Raw genomic sequence first — 17,023 nt, forward strand, 5'->3', positions numbered from 1 at the left:
TTCGCGCCCACCAGACCGATGACGATCGACGGCTTGCGCTTCTTGAGGTCTTCGCAGAAGAGCGCGTCGGTCGGGAACGACGGCGTGCTCGTGTGGATGATGACGAGGTCGTATGCGGCTGCAATCTTCAGCGTTTCTTCCACGCCCAGACCGTCGGCCGGTGCGTCGAGCACGCGGCTGTCCGGCACGAGGGCCGCGGGCTGCGCAAGCCAGGTGGGATACCAGAACGAGCGGATCTCGCGCTTTGCCTGGTAGCGCGAGCCCGCGCCACCGTCGAAGCCGTCATACGACGGGGCCTGCAGAAACAGCGTTTTCATATTCCTTGATTGTCCGCGCAGTATGGTGAAACCCGGTTAGCCATCTTCGATCCAGCGCCGCGCAATTCCCTAGAAATGCATTACGAAAAACCTTCGATTGCCATTCCGGTTCGCATGTTTGTTATCGAATTGAAGGACTAAGTGCCACGGGTCAACCCTAGGATATTAAGCCGAAAATCTGATGCTGACCTTAAGCGCTTTCCCTTCTTCCAACGTATTGAAACATGCCAAACCTCCAGTGTGACGCATTGATATGACAGTTTTCATCGCCCCGCATCAATTGATGTCGGTTGTGATGACAATCGATTACAAGCCATGCGCAAACCCGCCCTCTGGCAGCCGGAAATCGCTCCAATCGGCCCGACCTATGCAAGTCATGTGCCATTTCGTGCAAGCGCCTTGCGTATTCCTCGGAAGGATTGACCCGCAAGGTTTCATCTGCTTTGCATCGCCTCCGCCATATCGGACAAGTTTTCGCTGATCACCGACATCACGTAAAAACGCCTCACACAATCGGGTTACGATGCAGCAAACGGCGCGACTGCGGGTCCCCGCCGCGATTATGCGAGCGGTTCGGCGCAGCCAACGCTGCCCGGCAGGTCTGGACGACTGTCCGGGATTTCATGCAGACCAGGCACCCGTGGTGCGCTGCCTGCTCAACCAAGCGCCACCGCGAGCCGTCATTGTCCATGCGTATCCTCTTCGTCATCGGCAACCTGGGCGACTATCACGTCCCTCGCTACGAGGCACTCGTCAGCGCGGCCTCCAGTCGCGGCCACCAGGTGGCGCTGCTCGAGGTCTTTGCGCGCTCGGGCGTCTACGGCTTTCCTCAGGAACGCCGCGCGGCATTCTTCGCGAACCGCCCGCGCATGGCGGAAACGCTGGTCGAGAACGGCGCCGACAGCGACGGTCTCGGCGCGCGCGACACCGCGCGTCTGATTGCGAAGGTGCGCAACTTCGAGCCCGACGTGGTCATCACGCTCGGCTACAACACCGGCTATTCGGCGGTGCTCTGTTTCCTCAGACATCTCACGCGCCGCTTCAAGCTCATCTACATGTCGGATTCGAAGGCCGACGACGGACTGCGCCAGCGCACCAAGGAGCGGCTCAAGCGCTTTATCGTGAGCCGCTTCGACGGGGCGCTCGTCGCGGGCGAGAAGCATCGTCGTTACGCGCAATCGCTTGGCATACCGAAGGAGCGTTCCCGCATTGGTTTCGATGTGATCGACGTCGACTATTTTTCGGATCTCGCGCAGGCCGCGAGCGTCAACCCCGAGGCCGTGCGATCGCGCTTCGGCCTGCCGCAGCGCTATGTGTTGTGCGTAAGCCGCTTCGTCGCGCGCAAGAACGTCGACGTGCTGATCGACGCCTACCGCAAATCCGGGGTGTACAACGAAAATATCGGCCTCGTGCTGGTGGGTCAGGGTCCGCTCGAAGCGCAGCTGCGCGCGCGCATCGATTCGCTCGGCCTGACGTCTCATGTGACGATTCTCAACTCACTCGCCAACCAGGAAATGCCGAATCTCTACGCGCTCGCGGAATTCGTCGTCCTCGCGAGCGAATTCGATCAATGGGGCCTGTGCGTGAACGAAGCGTTCGCGGCCGGGTGCCCTGCCATCGTCACGCGCACATGCGGCGTAGCTGGCGAAGTGGTGATCGACGGCGTGAACGGTTTCGTGGTCGAACCGCGCGACGTCTCGACACTAGCGCAGCGTATCGGCGAGCTGGGCGGCGAGCCCGCGCTGCGCGAACGTTTCGCTGCCGGCGCGCAAAGCACGATCCGGCGCTGGACCCCGTTGCTCTTCGCCTCGAGCGCGCTGGAACTTGCCGAGGTCACGACCCGTCGCGCAAGCGATCCCGCGCGGCACGAACTCGTGTAGCGTGCGATATCGCTCGCCACACGACGCCCCCGCCGTCTATAGATTGGGGGCGAACACGCGCCCGGGCGCAATTTTCCGTTTAAGCGTACGCATCAGCAAATACACCGTGCCGTGGCGCTCGACGCCCAGCCGCTGCGTGAGCGTCGCGCCGAATCCGTTGAGGAAGTTGAATGTCGACGGGCTCGAAAAGCCGTCGAAGTCGAACGTGAGCCTGCGCTCCAGCGCGCGGCCAATGCCGCTCCACAGCAGCAGGCTGATCGAGCCGCTATGCGCGTCCTGCGCGCGCGATGACAACAGGTAATACATTGCCTGATGGTCCCAGACGAGGCCGACCGCCGCCACGAGCTTCCCGCCTTGCCCATAGGCGCCGAGCAGCATCCCGGCCTTGCGCTCGACGAACGCGTTGACGAGGTCGCGCATGACCGCATCCCCATAAGCGTTGGTACGCGAACGCGCCGCGAGATTCGCGTCGTAGAACGCGATGAACTCGGCGGGCTCGATGTCCGGCACGACGGTCAATTCACGCGAGGCGCTGCGGATCACGTTGCGTGTCTTGCTGTTCAGACGCTTCCATGCTTCGTCGGCCGAGGTGTTCCGGTCGATGCGAAACGTGTAGCGCGCCGTCACCGTAAAGCCATGCAGCGCGAACGCCAGGGCGTCGTCGATGCGCGGGTCGAGCACCTGAAAAAAGCTGTCGCAGTCGGGCAACTGCTCGATCAGCTGGCCGGTGACGTCGAGTTCATGATGCAGTTGGCGAGCCTCGCTGCCCGTCACGGACTTGATGACCGGCCCGAGCGTTCGCGTGAGCGGCGGCAGGTGCGAGACACGCCACAGTCGCGTGCGCTGCATCGCGTACGGCATCTCGCCAATGACCTCGTCGTCCTGCTTCACCACCGCAAGCTTCCAGTCGCCTTGCGTGGCGATGTCGAGCCACCAGCGCTCATGAAAGATCGAAGGCGCCGCGCGTACCGGCACCGGCGTAACAGTAGCAGCCGGTGCCTCGAAAACGGGCAACGTCCGGTCGTTTATGGTCGTCATCGATCACCGGTATATTCTGACTGCAAGCGCCGCGGGATCACACATGCGCTCCACCTCCCCCAGCACCCACGCTCCTCAATGACTTCTCGTCGACGTGGCAACGGCATGTACTCAATGTGACAGTTCACGTGGCGGGTGGTTTTGTCCCTTCCGGGTCCTGCAAGACATGCGAGACCACGCTTCGGGCGCTCCTGTTTTCGTTCCGGCGTCACCTGCTCGCGCCGCCATGGATTGCGACGCTCCATGGCGGCGAACTGCCATTTCTACGTCGCCTTCAGTCTACGAATAGCCACCTGCCTATTTACGCCAAAACCAAGACGCATGCGGATAGGTTATCCCCCTGGTCAATTTTCGTCCGATCATACTGTTCGATTTCGCAATGCAGCAATGCACGAACCTGGTAAACGTTTGCACACAGATTGCTCAACGAGAACGATTCGCGATCAGGTAATTTAGTTAGGAATGCGTTCGACTAGATCAATACCCGCCGTCATCGCTCAAGCCAATGGTTGCGTCGACATCGCTCGCGTGAGCCCGTGCATGGGGCGGCGCACCGCCACATCGAACGGGTTCGTTTGCGGCCCGATGATTTCGGCCTGCCGCTTGAGCAGTTCTACGATCGTCGGCAACCGGTCTTCCGTGAGACGAGCAGCCAGCGTGCCCACGCTCAATGCGCCCACGGCGCAGCCGTTCTGGTCCAGAATCGGCACAGCCACGCCCGCCATGCCCTCGAGCACGCCGGTGTTGCGCCCCGCGTAGCCGAGCTTGCGCACGCGCTCGATCTCCGTGCGCAAATACACCTCGTCCAGCACGCCGTAACTGCGCAAGCGCGGCACGTTGAACCGAATGATTTCTTCCCGCTCGGCCTCGGGCTGGAACGCGAGAATGGCGAGACTGCCCTGGCCCACGCCCAGCGCTACGCGTCCGCCGATATCGCCCGTGAACGAGCGGATCGGAAACGGACCTTCGCACATGTCGAGGCACACCGCGTCGAAGCTACTCTTCACGAGCAGGAAAATGGTGTCGCCAAGACTTGCGCACAGGCGCAGCAATGCAGGCCGGCATAGCGTGCGCATTCCGCTGGGATTACCCGCCTGCGCCGCGAGCGCAAAAAAATCCACGCTCAGCCGATAGCGCCTCGTGCCTTCGTCCTGCTCGACCACGCCTTCGGCGATCAGCCCCTGCAGCAGTCGATGCACAGTAGCCTGGGTCAGGCCCACGGCCTTGGCGAGCGCGGTCACGCGACTGCCTTCCGCCTGACTTGCCCCCAGCGCGCGGATCACCGCAAATGCGCGCTGCAACACGCCCGCGCCACGTGCGTCGTCGGCCGGCGTTCCACTTTTCTCTTCCCCTGACGTCATAACGATCTCGGTTGATTCCATAGAGCGGAATATCCGCCAAAAGCTGGCTGAATTGGCGCGCGGCCCAACAGATTGGACCACCAAACGTCATCGTGCTTGCATCCGGGCCTGTTCAGGGATTTCCCGAAGTTCACCGGACGAAACGATCGGCCAGCAAGCCGCATCCACATTCCATCAAACGGAATATAAGTCAGATTCCTATCGCTCGATGGAATTTTAAATTGACGACTAAAAATTTGGCTAGCTACAGTCGGTTCAACGCCCTGCACCTTGATTCGCCCAGCGGGTGCCGGCGCAACCCAAGCACTGGAAGGCCACACCATGTCGTTCCTCACCCTGACCGATGTATCGAAATCGTTCGGCGACCTGCAGGCGGTCGCGGGCGTCAATTTGTCGGTGGAAAGAGGCGAGTTCGTCTCACTGCTCGGCCCCTCGGGCTGCGGAAAGACCACGACGCTGCAGATGATCGCCGGCTTCGTGGAAACCACACGCGGGCGCATCACGCTCGACGGGCGTGATATCACGCAGATGCCGCCGAACAGGCGCGGCCTCGGCATCGTATTCCAGAGCTATGCGCTCTTTCCGCACATGAGCGTGGAGCAGAACGTGAGCTTCGGCCTCGAAATGCGCGGTGTGGATAAAGCCGAGCGTCGGGACCGCACTCGCGAGGCGCTCGCGCTCGTGCGCCTCGACGCCTACGCGCAGCGTTTTCCGCGCGAGCTTTCGGGCGGCCAGCGCCAGCGCGTGGCAATTGCGCGCGCCATTGTGATCGCGCCGCCCGTGCTGCTGCTCGACGAGCCGATGTCCAATCTCGACGCCAAACTGCGCGAAGACATGCAGTTCGAACTGCGCGCCATTCAGCGCAAGATCGGCACGACCACGCTGATGGTCACGCACGATCAGTCGGAAGCACTGTCGATCAGCGACCGCGTGGTCGTGATGGAAAGCGGCCGCATCACCCAGGTCGACACGCCTTATCGCGCGTACGAGCGGCCCGAAAACGACTTCGTCTCGCAGTTCATCGGCAAGGCCAACATGCTCGCGGGCCGCATCGTCGCGCGCGAAGGCGATACGATCCGCGTGGATCTCGGCCACGATCTCGCCGAAACGGGCTCGACGGCGCAACTCCCCGAACGCGGCCGCGCGGTGGGTGTCGGCGACGCGATCACGCTGTGCATCCGCCCCGAAAAGCTCAAGCTCTGCGCGAGCGGTTCGGGCCGGCTCGCCGGGCGCGTGACGAGCCGCTTCTTCCTCGGCAGCCAGTGGCTCTACCGGCTCGACAGCCGCGCGGGCGAAATGCTCGTGTGCTGCCAGAACGAGGGCAACGAGCCGCTTGCCGAAGGCGACCAGGTGGGCATCGACTGGCATAGCGACGCGATCCGCTTCATCCATCGGGAGGCCGCCCGTGTCTAGCACGCTCCGCGCTTCGCAGCCAGCCCCGCACGCCACGGTGCGCGCGGGCTGGCAGGCTTACGTGCCGCTCTGGCTCATGAGCGCGCCCGCGCTGCTGCTGTTCTCCGCGCTCGTGCTCGTGCCGCTCGCGATGACCTTCGCGCTCACGTTCTACCGCTTCGATCCGATGAGCGGCCCCATCGCCGCATTCGATCTGCAGAACTACGTAGAAGTGCTGGGCTCGTCGTACTTTCACACGATCTTCCTGCGCACCTTCGGCATTGCCGCGCTCACCACGCTGCTGTGCGTCGTGATCGGCACGCCGGAGGCGTACATCCTCTCGCGCATGCGCGACCCGTGGCGCTCGCTCTTCCTGCTCGTGATCCTCGCGCCGCTGCTGGTTTCCGTGGTGGTGCGCGCGTTCGGCTGGAGCATGCTGCTCAACATGAACGGTCTCGTGAACCAGTTCTTCGCTCTGTTCGGCGCGGGCCCCTTCAAGCTCGAATACACGACCTTCGCGATCGTCATTGCGCTCGTGCACGTGATGCTGCCGTTCATGGTGATTCCGGTGTGGACCGCGCTGCAAAGGCTCGATCCGCAAACCGGGAACGCGGCGCTGTCGCTGATGGCGTCGCCTTTCACCACCCTGCGCCGCATCGTGCTGCCGCAACTCATGCCGGGCATTCTCTCGGGCAGCCTCATGGTGTTCGGCCTGTCGGCGAGCGCCTTCGCGATTCCTGGTCTGCTGGGCGGCCGGCGCCTCAAGGTGGCGGCCACCGCCGTGTACGACCAGTTCCTCAGCTCGATGAACTGGCCGCTCGGCGCGACCATCGCCGTGCTGCTGCTCGTCGCCAATCTCGTGGTGATGCTCACCTACTACCGCGTGCTCGAACGGCGCTACGCGCGCAGCATGGGCTAAGGCCCCAGGACACAACATCATGCGCAAAAACGGACCGCTCGCCCTTACGTTCCATAGCTTCGTCATTCTGTTCGTGCTGGCGCCGCTCGTCATCGTCATTCTCGTGGCATTCACGCCCGACGAAACCTTGACGCTCCCCACGCACGGCCTGTCGCTGCGCTGGTTCCGCGCGATCCTCGACTACCCCGACTTCATCACCGCGTTCTTCAACAGCCTCAAGCTCGCGTTCGCCTCGGCCACGCTCTCGCTCGTCATCGCGATGCCCGCGGGACTCGCCATTGGCCGTGCGCGCTTTCCGGGCCGCGGCTTTCTCAACGCGCTGCTGCTTTCGCCGCTCGTGATTCCGGGGCTCGTGCTGGGCATCGCGCTGCTGCGCTTTTTCGCGCTGATCGGCGCGACCGGCTCGTTCGCGTGGCTGATCCTCGCGCATATGATCATCATCACGCCGTTCGTCATGCGGCTCGTGCTCGCCTCGGTGAGCGGCCTCGACCGCAGCATCGAGCATGCAGCCGCGTCGCTCGGTGCGAACGCGTGGACCACCTTCCGCCGCATCACGCTGCCGATGATCGTGCCCGGCATCACGGGCGGCTGGCTGCTCGCGTTCATCAACAGCTTCGATGAACTGACGATGTCGATCTTCGTGACCTCGCCGCAAACCGTCACGCTGCCCGTGCGCATGTATATGTACGCAACCGAGTCGATCGACCCGATGATGGCCTCCGTTTCCGCGCTCGTCATTTTCATCACGGCGGGTGCGATGTTCCTGCTCGACCGCGTATACGGGCTCAACCGCATTCTGATCGGGCAGCACTGAACGCCGCCCGCCTCTTTCGATTCCTGCTGCCGCGCCACCGACCTTCCATGAGCACCGCCACGCCGCTTCCCCTTGCCCAGTTCGTCCGCGTTGCCGAAACCGCGCGCGCGAGCGTTTCCTTCGTTTTAGACGGCGTCGAAGTCAAGGCGCTCGCGGGGGATACGCTGCTCACCGCGATCCTCACGCATCAGCGGCACGTGCGCCGCAGCGAGTTCAGCACGGAACCGCGCGCGGGCTTCTGCCTGATCGGCGCTTGCCAGGACTGCTGGGTGCGCTGCGAAGACGGCACGCGCCTGCGCGCCTGCTCCACGCCGTTGCGCGAAGGCATGCGTGTGGTGACGCGCACTGGTTCGGATACCAAAATTTATGGCGGAGGTGCGCGATGAGCGCGACCGGGCCCGAGCGCATCGTCATCGTCGGCGCAGGACCGGCCGGCATTCGCGCCGCGCAAACGCTCGTGGCCGCGGGACTGCGCCCCACCGTCATCGACGAAAACGCGCGCTGGGGCGGCCAGATTTATCGCCAGCCCGCTGACGGTGCAGGCTTTTCGCGCACGAAAACCGCGCTCTACGGCTTCGAGGCGAAGAAAGCCGATGCGGTACATCGCACCATGGCCGACCTGCTCCCGAAAATCGACTATCGGCCCGACACGCTGGCCTGGTCGTGCGAGCCGGGCCGGCTCGACACCCTGCGCGCGGGCCGCGAATCGAGCGTGCCGTGGTCGCATCTGATCATCGCGAGCGGCGCCACCGACCGCATCGTGCCGCTGCCCGGCTGGACGTTGCCAGGCGCCTATACACTCGGCGGCGCCCAGGTCGCGCTGAAGGCGCAGGGCTGCGCAATCGGCCAGCGCACCGTGTTCGCCGGCACCGGGCCGCTGCTCTACCTCGTCGCGTATCAGTATGCGAAAGCGGGCGCGCAAGTAGCCGCCGTGCTCGACACGAGCCCGTTTGGGCGCCAGGCCGCCGCCGCGCCGAAGCTGCTCAACCAGCCGGGCACCTTCGCCAGGGGCGTTTATTACGTCGCGTGGCTCAAGGCGCATGGCGTGCGCATGGAGCATGGCGTCGCGCTCGAAGCCATCGAAGGCGACGTGGCGGTGCAATACGTCCGCTGGCGCGCGGCCGACGGCAAGGAGCACGCCATCGCCTGCGATGCGATCGGCCTCGGCCATGGCTTGCGGCCCGAAACCCAGCTCGCCGATCTCGCGGGCTGCCGCTTCGCCTTCGACGACCTCAACCGCTGCTGGCTGCCCGAACGCGATGCGGCGGGCCGCAGCTCTGTGCCGGGCGTCTATCTGGCCGGCGACGGCGTCGGTATCGCAGGCGCCGATGCCGCCGAACTCGCGGGCAGCCGCGCCGCACTCGCGATGCTCGAAGATATCGGCATCGAAGCGCCACAGCACGATGCTGCTTTGCCTGATGTGGCAACGATCGAGAAGCGTCTCGAACGGATCGCGCGCTTTCGCGTTGGCATCGAGCAGGCATTTGCCCCGCCGGCCAACTGCGCCGCCAACTGGCCCGACGACCTGACCATCTGCCGCTGCGAGGAAGTCGATGCCGGCACGCTCCGTAGTTGTATCCGCGACGGTTTCGCCAGCGAAGTCAACCGCCTGAAGGCGCTCACGCGTATCGGCATGGGGCGCTGCCAGGGGCGCATGTGCGGTGAATCCGCCATGGCGCTACTGAGCGTGGAGACCGGCAAGCCGCTGCACGAGGTGGGCCGCTTACGCAGCCAGGCGCCGATCAAGCCGATTCCCATTTCACCGATGCTGTTCGACGACGGCGTGCAAGTCATCGAAGAGGAAGCCCACGATGAGTGACACGCGCCACTTCCAGGTTGTGATTGCGGGTGGCGGGCTCGTCGGCGCATCGGCGGCGCTCGCGCTCGCGCGCAAGGGGGTAAGCGTCGGCTTGTTCGAGCGGCGCTTTTGCGGCGCGCAGGCGAGCGGCGTGAACTACGGCGGCGTGCGCACCCACGGACGCAGCGCCGAGCAACTGCCGCTTGCGGTGCGCGCCCGGCGCGTATGGAGCCGCTTGCCCGAACTGATCGGCAGCGACGGCGAATTCGTCGTGTCGGGGCACTTGCGCCTCGCGCGCCGCGACAGCGATCTCGACGCGCTCCACGCATGGTCCGACATGGCGCGCGATTTCGGCGTGGAGTCGGTCGTCATGAGCGGCGAAGCGTTTCGGCGCCGCTACCCGTGGCTCGGCAAAACCGCCATTGGCGGGGCACTTTGCGCGAGCGACGGCCACGCGAATCCGCGTCTCGTCTCGCCCGGCTTCGCGGTGGCGGCGCGGCGCGCGGGCGCGCACGTGCAGGAGCAAACCGCGCTCGCCGACCTGAGCTTCGACGGCCGGCGTTTCCAGATGCGCGCGGGCCACGAGCGCATCAGCGCGGACTGGCTGATCAACTCGTCGGGCGCCTGGGCCAATACGGTGGCGGGCGCGTTCGGCGAAACCGTGCCGATGAAGCCGATCTACCCGAACATGTGGGTGACGGAGCCGCTGCCGCGCTTTATCCAGCACAACCTGGGCGTCTACGGCGGCGGCGTCTACGCGCGCCAGGTCGAGCGCGGCAACTGCGTGATCGGCGGCGGACGCGGGCACGGCGACGGCGAGTACGCACAGCCTTCCACCGCCACCACGCGCGCCGTCATGCGCGACGCCTGCGCGCTGCTGCCCGGCCTGCGCGACGCGCTGCTCATCCGCACGTGGAGCGGCGTGGAAGGTGAAACACCGGACAGCAACCCGATCATCGGTTTCAGCAACACCACGCCGCGCCTCGTGCACGCTTTCGGCTTTTCCGGCGGCGGCTTCCTGCTGGCGCCGGGCGTGGGCGAAGTCCTCGCCGAACTCGTCACAGAAGGCACGACGAGCACGCCCATCGAGGCGTTCGCGATCGGCCGCTTCACGCAGTCTTCCGTTCATGCCGCTCTCCCAATCAAATAAGGAGTCCCCACGATGAAACTCACACGCACCCTGGCTCCGCTGGCCGCACTCGTTGCCTTGGGCATCTCGCAAGGCGCCTGGTCGCAAACGAAGACGATCTACATCGGCATGAACGGCGGCCCGATGGAGAAGGCCTACACGAGCCAGGTCCTGCCCGACTTCGAAAAGGCCAACAACGTGAAGGTGGTGGTCGTGCCGGGCACCTCCTCCGACGTGCTCGCGAAGCTCCTCGCCAACCGCAACAGCCCGCAGATGCATGTCGCCTTTCTCGACGACGGCGTAATGGCGCGCGCGGTGAGCATGGGCGTATGCGAGAAACTCGACGATTCGCCGGTGCTCAAGGAGCTGTATCCGTTCGCACGCATGAAAGGCGACGTGGGCGCGGGCGTGCAACTCGGCATGACGGGCATTGGCTACAACACGAAGGTGTTCGCCGATAAAGGCTGGGCGCCGCCCACTTCGTGGCTCGATTTCGCCAATCCGAAATACAAGGGCAAGGTGGTATTCCAGTCGGCTTCGAGCAGCACCTTCGGGCTGCACGGCTTTCTCGCCATCAATCGCCTGATGGGCGGCAGCGAGAACAACGTCGAGCCGGGCTTCACGAAGTGGGCGAGCACGGTGGGTCCGAACGTCGTCGAATATATTCCGAATTCGGCCAAGCTCTCGGAGATGATCCAGACCGGCGAGGCCGGCATTTTCCCGCTCACGCCCACCGCAGTGGGCGACCTGAAGGACAAGGGCCTGCCCGTGGCCTACGCCAACCCGAAGGAAGGCGCCGTGCTGCTGCTCGTGGACCTGTGCGTGGTGAAGAACAATCCCGACCCGCAGCTCGCGCAAAAGCTCGCGCAGTTCCTGCTGTCTGCGCCCGCGCAGAGCAAGGCGGCGTCCGCCGGCAAGCAGATTCCGACCAACCAGAACGCGACCATGCCGCCCGACATGCAAAAGAGCCTGGGCAATCTCGACCAGCTCGTGAAGAAGGTGACGGTGGTGGACTGGGACGTGATCAACGAGCACCGCGCGCAATGGGATTCGCGCTGGAACCGGCAGATCGAGCAGTAATCGTTTGATTTTCGGGCATCAGCGAGGGCGGTGGGCGCGGCGCGTCCTGTATCATCCACGGGTTGTCGAACCGCCCGCTCGCCCATGCGCTCCGCCCTCGATTCTTCGTCTCGCCTTTCCGCTTTTGCCCTGGCTCCGCGCGCCCGCTTCCTCGCCCTGACGCTAGCCGCCGCGTGCGTGCTGCCGGGATGCGCGACCGGCCCGGCCTCGCAGAGTCCTGCCGGGCAGGCGCTCCCGCCCGATACGGTCACGCTGTTCCCGATCGAGCACTACGACCAGAACGTCGATCACTGGATCGATCCGGCCAGCGCCGGTTACGACAAGCCCTTCCTTTCGCCCGACGTCCAGCGCGCGCAATTCGATGCGCTCGTCGCGCGCTATTTCGGTGCAGGGCCGAACGATCCCTCGCCGTGGAATCGCGCGTTTGTCGAGCAGCGCGTGTATCGCGATGGCGGCAGCGACATCGCCGCGCTGCAGACGCGCCGCCTCGCATACTTCGACAACACCGGGAAGGAGGCGCGCCGCATTGGCTACGGCATGAATTTCCGGCCGCACACGAAGGCGTGGATCGACGCCATCGAGCGCAACGCCAACGTCAGCCAGTTCGAACGGTCCAGCGGCTTCGATGCCACGCGTCGCGCCATCGCCACGACGGCACTGTACGTGCGCGAGCTGCCCACCATCGACCCGTCGTTCTATTCACATCGCATAGCAGGCGAAGGCTATCCCTTCGACAACCTGCAGGTGAGCGCCGTGCGGCCGGGCACGCCGCTCTACGTGCTCGGCACGAGCGCAGACGGCGCCTGGCGCTACGTGCAGACGCCGGACGTGCAGGGCTGGGTGCGCAGCGACGGCGTGGCGAGCGTCGATGAAGCCTTCGTTTCGACGTGGCGCGCGGCGGCGCACCACTCGCTCGGCGTCGTGGTCGTGGCCTCCGCCGCGCTGCGCGACGATGGCGGCGTGTTCCGCTTCGACGCGCCTGCCGGCACGCTGCTGCCACTGCGGCCCGCTTCGGGCGCGAAGCCGGGCGAAGTGCTCGTGCCCGCCCGCGACGTGGACGGCCGCGCGGCGATCCGCACGGCAGTGCTCGATTCGAACGCCATCGTGCCCGCGCCGCTCGCGGCGACGCCGCGCCATCTCGCACAGTTGATGAAGGCGCTGATCGGCCGCCCCTACGGCTGGGGCAATACGAACTTCGACAACGACTGCTCGGCCGAATTGCAGAGCATTTTCGCTGCGTTCGGCGTGTGGCTGCCCCGCCATTCGTCCACGCAAATGAACGCGGGGGCGATGACCGATCTTTCGGCTTCCACGCCCGCGCAACGCCTCGACTGGCTCGTGCAGCACGGCGCGCCCATGCGCACGCTCATCTATATAGGCGGTCACGTGATGCTCTATCTGGGCATCACGGAGCGCGACGGCAAGACGGTGCCGCTCGTCTATCAGGACGTCTGGGGCCTGCGCCCCGCCGACAACAGCCGCCGCGCCGTGATTGGCGGCTCGGTCATCTTGCCCTTGCTGCTCGCCTACCCCGAAGACCCCAACCTCGAGTCGCTTGCAGGCACGCCGGTTTTCCAGGTCAGCATCCTGGGTGCGCCCGCGGGCAGCGCGCCGCCGCAGGATGAGGAGAATCCGGCGGGGTGAGGCAGGCGCCCGTGTGTCGATTCATGCGCCGGGTGCAACAAATTGATGCGCAAATGTGATCGTTTCTCCCAGGGTGACAGATTCCGCACGGTCGTACAAAAATAGCCCCCATCGAACGTAGCATTCCGTCAACGTTGCACACCTCTCGTCAGGGGAGAAGCGATCGGTGAACGCGCATTCAATCCGGCCCATGCCTAGCCGCAAGCCCACGATGACCACGCGCTCGCCCACGCTGTTCCTGCGCACGCGAGAGGACCCCGGCCGCCGCGCCAGACCGCAGGACTACGCGAAGTACTCCGCGTAGTACGCCGAGCAGCACTCCCAGCATTCCGATTCATGTGGTTCCGCGAGGAACCCCGGCCCCCTTTTGCCTGAAGCTTTATCCGCGGCTTTGCCTGGAGCATGGCCTGAAGCGTGCGCAGCACCTGTCACATCAATCTCAATCCATAAATAACACTAAGGATGACGAAATGTTACAACGCGACAACCTCGGCATGAAATGGCTGGTCCGCTGCCTCGCGGCGGCCGGTTTGATGGGCACAGCGGGTGTCGCGAGCGCGCAGAGCAGCGTCACACTGTATGGCATCGTCGACGGGTCGATCCTCTACACGAGCCATACGCTGAACACGCGGACGGGCCAGAACGCCGGTCATCAGTTCTCGTTGACGGACAGCGGCATGTCCGGCTCGAACTTCGGCATGCGCGGCGCCGAGGACCTGGGCGGCGGGATGCGTGCGGTATTCGCGCTCGAGAGCGGCATCAGCATCGCGAACGGCCAGTTCGGCAATTCCAACGGCAACTTCTTCGGGCGTCAGGCGTGGATCGGCATGGAAAGTCCCTATGGTACGGTCAAGGCTGGTCTGCAGTACTCACCGTTCTTCCTCTCGCTCTACCAGACGGACCCGCGCGGCATGTCGTATTTCGGCAGCGGTCTCGTGAGCTACGTGAACAACGTCTACGTGACCGGGCTCTTCAACAGCAACGCGATTACGTATACGTCCCCGGAAATCGCCGGCATTCAGGCGATGGGCATGTTCGCCATGGGCGGCGCGGCGGGCAACTTCCAGGCGGGACGCCAGTATTCGGCGAGCCTGCGCTATCACATCGCGGGCTTCACGATCACAGGCGCGCTGTATAGCGGCAATGCCGGAGGCAGCGCGGCCACCACGCCAGTGCCGAGCACCATCGAGTTCGTGGGCCGCACGATCGGCGCGAGCTATCGCTTCCCGAACTCGCTCACGATCTCCGCTTCGTACGCGCTTTACAAGGTTGCGCAGTCGTTCGACAACAGCGTCTACTCCGGTGGGCTCAGCTATATGATCACGCCCTACCTCGACGTCGACGCCGGCGTCTGGTACACGCGCGACGGCAACGACGGCACCAACCACTCGCTCCTCGCGTCGAGCGGCGTGCAGTTCTTCCTCTCCAAACGCACGACGCTCTATGGCCAGGTGGGCTACGTGAACAACCACGGTCGTATGGACACGGGCTTGTCGATCAACAACGCGCTCTTTGAAGTCTCCGGGTCGACCGTGGGCGGGAGCATCGGCATCCGGCATCTGTTCTGATGCGCGCGAGTGTTCCGCGGCGCGCGCGTGATGCGACGCGACGCGGAACACTCTCTCGGGTTAGCTGCGGCTCAGCGGGTTTCGCGCCACGCGCACACGTCGCCTCGCGCAAGCTCGCGCGCGCCCAGCACGAACTGGGCCCCGTCGGGGGCCGGCGCCTGAACACGTTGCTCGCCAAAGTTGAAGGCGAAGCACAATCCGCCGCGTCGGCTCACGCGCAAGCCTTCCGGCAAGCGCTGCGTGGCGAGGCCCGCGCCGTGCGCGGCTTCTTCGAGCATGGCGAGATGCAGCTCGCGCGAAAACCACGCAGCGGCGTAACGCACGCGGCCATGCGAGAGCAGCGCTGGCCAGCCGTCTTCGAATTGCGCCTGAACGCGCGTGGCGCCGTTGGCGCGCACGTGATCACGCCAATGCAATGCCTCGCCCTGCACGCCGGCTAGCGTGACCGCAGGCGCGAGCGTGGGCCGCAGCGATTCGGCCTCGAGCACCTGCAACGGCAGCACGCGCTGCAACACGCCGAGCGGCAGGTCGCCGGGTATGGCGAAGTGCGCGGTCTTCGAGCCGCTGCGCGGCCCGAACACCCACAGGCCGACGCTGCGCTCGATCTGATCGACGAAGGCGTCGTCGATCACGGCCAGCGACGGCACCACCACGAGCCGGTACGCCGAAAGATCCGCGTGCCGCGAGACGATTTCGACATCGAGGCCCAGTTCGCGCAGCGCGCTGTAGTAGTCGAACGCGAGCGTCTGATAGTCGAAGCTCGCGCCGTGGCGCTGGATCTCGAACATCCACTGCGTTTCGTAGTCGAATACGAGCGCCACCTGGGCACGCCCCGCCGGTGCGAGTGTGCGCAACACGTCGCTCGCCGCGATCTCCCGCGCGGCCTGCTCCACCTCGCGGCCGCCGGGAGACAGCTCGTTATTCGGCAGATTGAGGCCCGAATGCATCTGCTCCTGCGCATACGGGCATTGCCGCCAGCGGAAGTACGAAACGAGTTCGGCGCCGTGCGCGAACGCTTCATAGGCCCACAGGCGCACCATGCCCGGCGCGGGCACCGGATTCCACGGCGCCCAGTTCACCGGCCCTGCCTGCTGCTCCATCACCCAGAAGCGCCCGCCACCGATCGTGCGGTAGCGGTCGTGGTCGAACGACGAGACGTCTGGGTGCGCGGTGCGCGCGTAGCGAGCCTTCTGCGCTTCCGGCAACCCGATCACTTCGGTGCGCGCGATCGGATAGCTGTCCCACGTCGCCACGTCGATGGCCTTGTCCGCCGCGAATTGGTAGTGATCGAAGGTCGTGAAAAAACCCATGAAGTTGTGCAATACGTCGGCGTTCGGCGCGTGGCGGCGCAGCACGTCTGCCTGCTCGCGATGAAAGCTCGCGACTTCATCCGACATGTAGCGGCGAAAATCCAGATGATGCGCCGGGTTGGCGTCGGTCGGCGTGCGCACGGGCAACCCCACCGCTTCGAACGACGGGTACTCCATGCTCCAGAACACGTTGCCCCATGCCTCGTTGAGCGCCTCGATCGTGTCGTAGCGCTTCGCGAGCCACGTCTGGAAGCGGCGCTGCGCGGCACTCGACCAGCTCGGCACGGTGTCGTGGCAGCCCAGCTCGTTGTCGGTCTGCCATGCGACCACGGCCGGATGCGCGCCGTAGCGCTGTGCCATCGCCTCCGTAATGCGCACACAATGGGCGCGATAAGCCTCGCTCGCAATGTCGTAGTGGCGGCGCGAGCCGTAGTTCCAGGGCGTGCCGTCGGCGCGCACGGGAAGCATCTCGGGCGTCGCGTCGACGAGCCACTTCGGCGGCGAGGCCGTGGGCGTGCCGAGCACGATCTTCAGGCCACGGGCCGCGAGCGTTTCGATCGCATCGTCGAGCCAGGCCCACTCATACACACCGGCGCGCGGCTCCATGCGGCTCCAGGCGAATTCGCCAATGCGCACGTGGGTAATGCCGAATTTGGCCATGCGGCGCGCGTCGTCGGCCCACATCGTTTGCGGCCATTGTTCGGGGTAGTAGCAGACACCGATTTGCATGAGTGACAATCCGCCTCGGAATAACGTCGGGAATACGAATGAAA

The 17,023-nt window shown here is 64.9% G+C and carries 14 protein-coding genes and 1 pseudogene; 11 read left to right on the forward strand and 4 right to left on the reverse strand.

What is annotated here, in order from left to right:
- Positions 1–317 (reverse strand): annotated as a pseudogene (locus AB3X98_RS40130) (hopanoid biosynthesis associated radical SAM protein HpnJ); the annotation flags it as partial.
- Between the two features lie 689 nt (positions 318–1,006).
- Here AB3X98_RS40130 and AB3X98_RS40135 point away from each other — a divergent pair.
- Positions 1,007–2,197 (forward strand): glycosyltransferase family 4 protein, encoded by a 1,191-nt coding sequence (locus AB3X98_RS40135; RefSeq protein ID WP_069269081.1) that lies wholly within the window; start codon positions 1,007–1,009, stop codon positions 2,195–2,197.
- A 36-nt stretch (positions 2,198–2,233) separates the two neighbouring features.
- Here the strand turns inward: AB3X98_RS40135 and AB3X98_RS40140 are convergent, their stop codons facing one another.
- Both AB3X98_RS40140 and AB3X98_RS40145 read right to left on the reverse strand, forming a co-directional pair.
- A complete protein-coding gene (locus AB3X98_RS40140) occupies positions 2,234–3,235 on the reverse strand; it encodes a GNAT family N-acetyltransferase (RefSeq protein WP_083245690.1) in 1,002 nt (333 codons plus the stop codon).
- A 497-nt stretch (positions 3,236–3,732) separates the two neighbouring features.
- Positions 3,733–4,596, reverse strand: a complete 864-nt coding sequence (locus AB3X98_RS40145) for an IclR family transcriptional regulator (RefSeq protein WP_069269080.1) — start codon at positions 4,594–4,596, stop codon at positions 3,733–3,735.
- Positions 4,597–4,917: 321 nt separating this feature from the next.
- On the opposite strand from AB3X98_RS40145, the gene AB3X98_RS40150 reads away from it, so the two are divergent.
- From AB3X98_RS40150 to AB3X98_RS40195, 10 genes are all read left to right on the forward strand, one after another.
- Positions 4,918–6,009 (forward strand): ABC transporter ATP-binding protein, encoded by a 1,092-nt coding sequence (locus tag AB3X98_RS40150; RefSeq protein WP_368610428.1) that lies wholly within the window; start codon positions 4,918–4,920, stop codon positions 6,007–6,009.
- A complete protein-coding gene (locus AB3X98_RS40155; protein ID WP_368606595.1) occupies positions 6,002–6,907 on the forward strand; it encodes an ABC transporter permease in 906 nt (301 codons plus the stop codon). Before AB3X98_RS40150 ends, AB3X98_RS40155 begins: the two co-directional genes overlap by 8 nt.
- Positions 6,908–6,926: 19 nt before the next feature.
- Positions 6,927–7,721, forward strand: a complete 795-nt coding sequence (locus tag AB3X98_RS40160; protein WP_368606596.1) for an ABC transporter permease — start codon at positions 6,927–6,929, stop codon at positions 7,719–7,721.
- Positions 7,722–7,768: 47 nt separating this feature from the next.
- A complete protein-coding gene (locus AB3X98_RS40165; RefSeq protein WP_342947474.1) occupies positions 7,769–8,107 on the forward strand; it encodes a (2Fe-2S)-binding protein in 339 nt (112 codons plus the stop codon).
- Entirely contained in the window at positions 8,104–9,540 is a 1,437-nt protein-coding gene (locus tag AB3X98_RS40170) for an FAD-dependent oxidoreductase (protein ID WP_368606597.1), read from the forward strand. Before AB3X98_RS40165 ends, AB3X98_RS40170 begins: the two co-directional genes overlap by 4 nt.
- A complete protein-coding gene (locus AB3X98_RS40175) occupies positions 9,533–10,669 on the forward strand; it encodes an NAD(P)/FAD-dependent oxidoreductase (protein WP_368606598.1) in 1,137 nt (378 codons plus the stop codon). Before AB3X98_RS40170 ends, AB3X98_RS40175 begins: the two co-directional genes overlap by 8 nt.
- Positions 10,670–10,681: 12 nt before the next feature.
- Positions 10,682–11,728, forward strand: a complete 1,047-nt coding sequence (locus AB3X98_RS40180) for an ABC transporter substrate-binding protein (protein WP_069269073.1) — start codon at positions 10,682–10,684, stop codon at positions 11,726–11,728.
- 84 nt (positions 11,729–11,812) lie between these two features.
- On the forward strand, positions 11,813–13,372 hold the full coding sequence (locus tag AB3X98_RS40185) for an SH3 domain-containing protein (protein ID WP_368606599.1): 1,560 nt from the start codon (positions 11,813–11,815) through the stop codon (positions 13,370–13,372).
- A 166-nt stretch (positions 13,373–13,538) separates the two neighbouring features.
- Complete coding sequence (locus AB3X98_RS40190; RefSeq protein ID WP_176733017.1) at positions 13,539–13,676, forward strand: hypothetical protein; 138 nt, start codon at positions 13,539–13,541, stop codon at positions 13,674–13,676.
- A 190-nt stretch (positions 13,677–13,866) separates the two neighbouring features.
- Positions 13,867–14,940: a porin gene (locus AB3X98_RS40195; RefSeq protein ID WP_368606618.1), complete on the forward strand. Its 1,074-nt coding sequence runs from the start codon at positions 13,867–13,869 to the stop codon at positions 14,938–14,940.
- Between the two features lie 71 nt (positions 14,941–15,011).
- Here AB3X98_RS40195 and AB3X98_RS40200 read toward each other — a convergent pair whose 3' ends face one another.
- Positions 15,012–16,979 carry a beta-galactosidase gene (locus AB3X98_RS40200; protein WP_368606600.1) on the reverse strand — a complete coding sequence of 656 codons (1,968 nt, stop codon included), beginning with the start codon at positions 16,977–16,979 and terminating at the stop codon, positions 15,012–15,014.
- Positions 16,980–17,023 lie beyond the last annotated feature (44 nt).

The organism is Paraburkholderia sp. BR14312 (assembly GCF_040948675.1).
Taxonomy (GTDB): Bacteria; Pseudomonadota; Gammaproteobacteria; order Burkholderiales; family Burkholderiaceae; genus Paraburkholderia; species Paraburkholderia nodosa_A.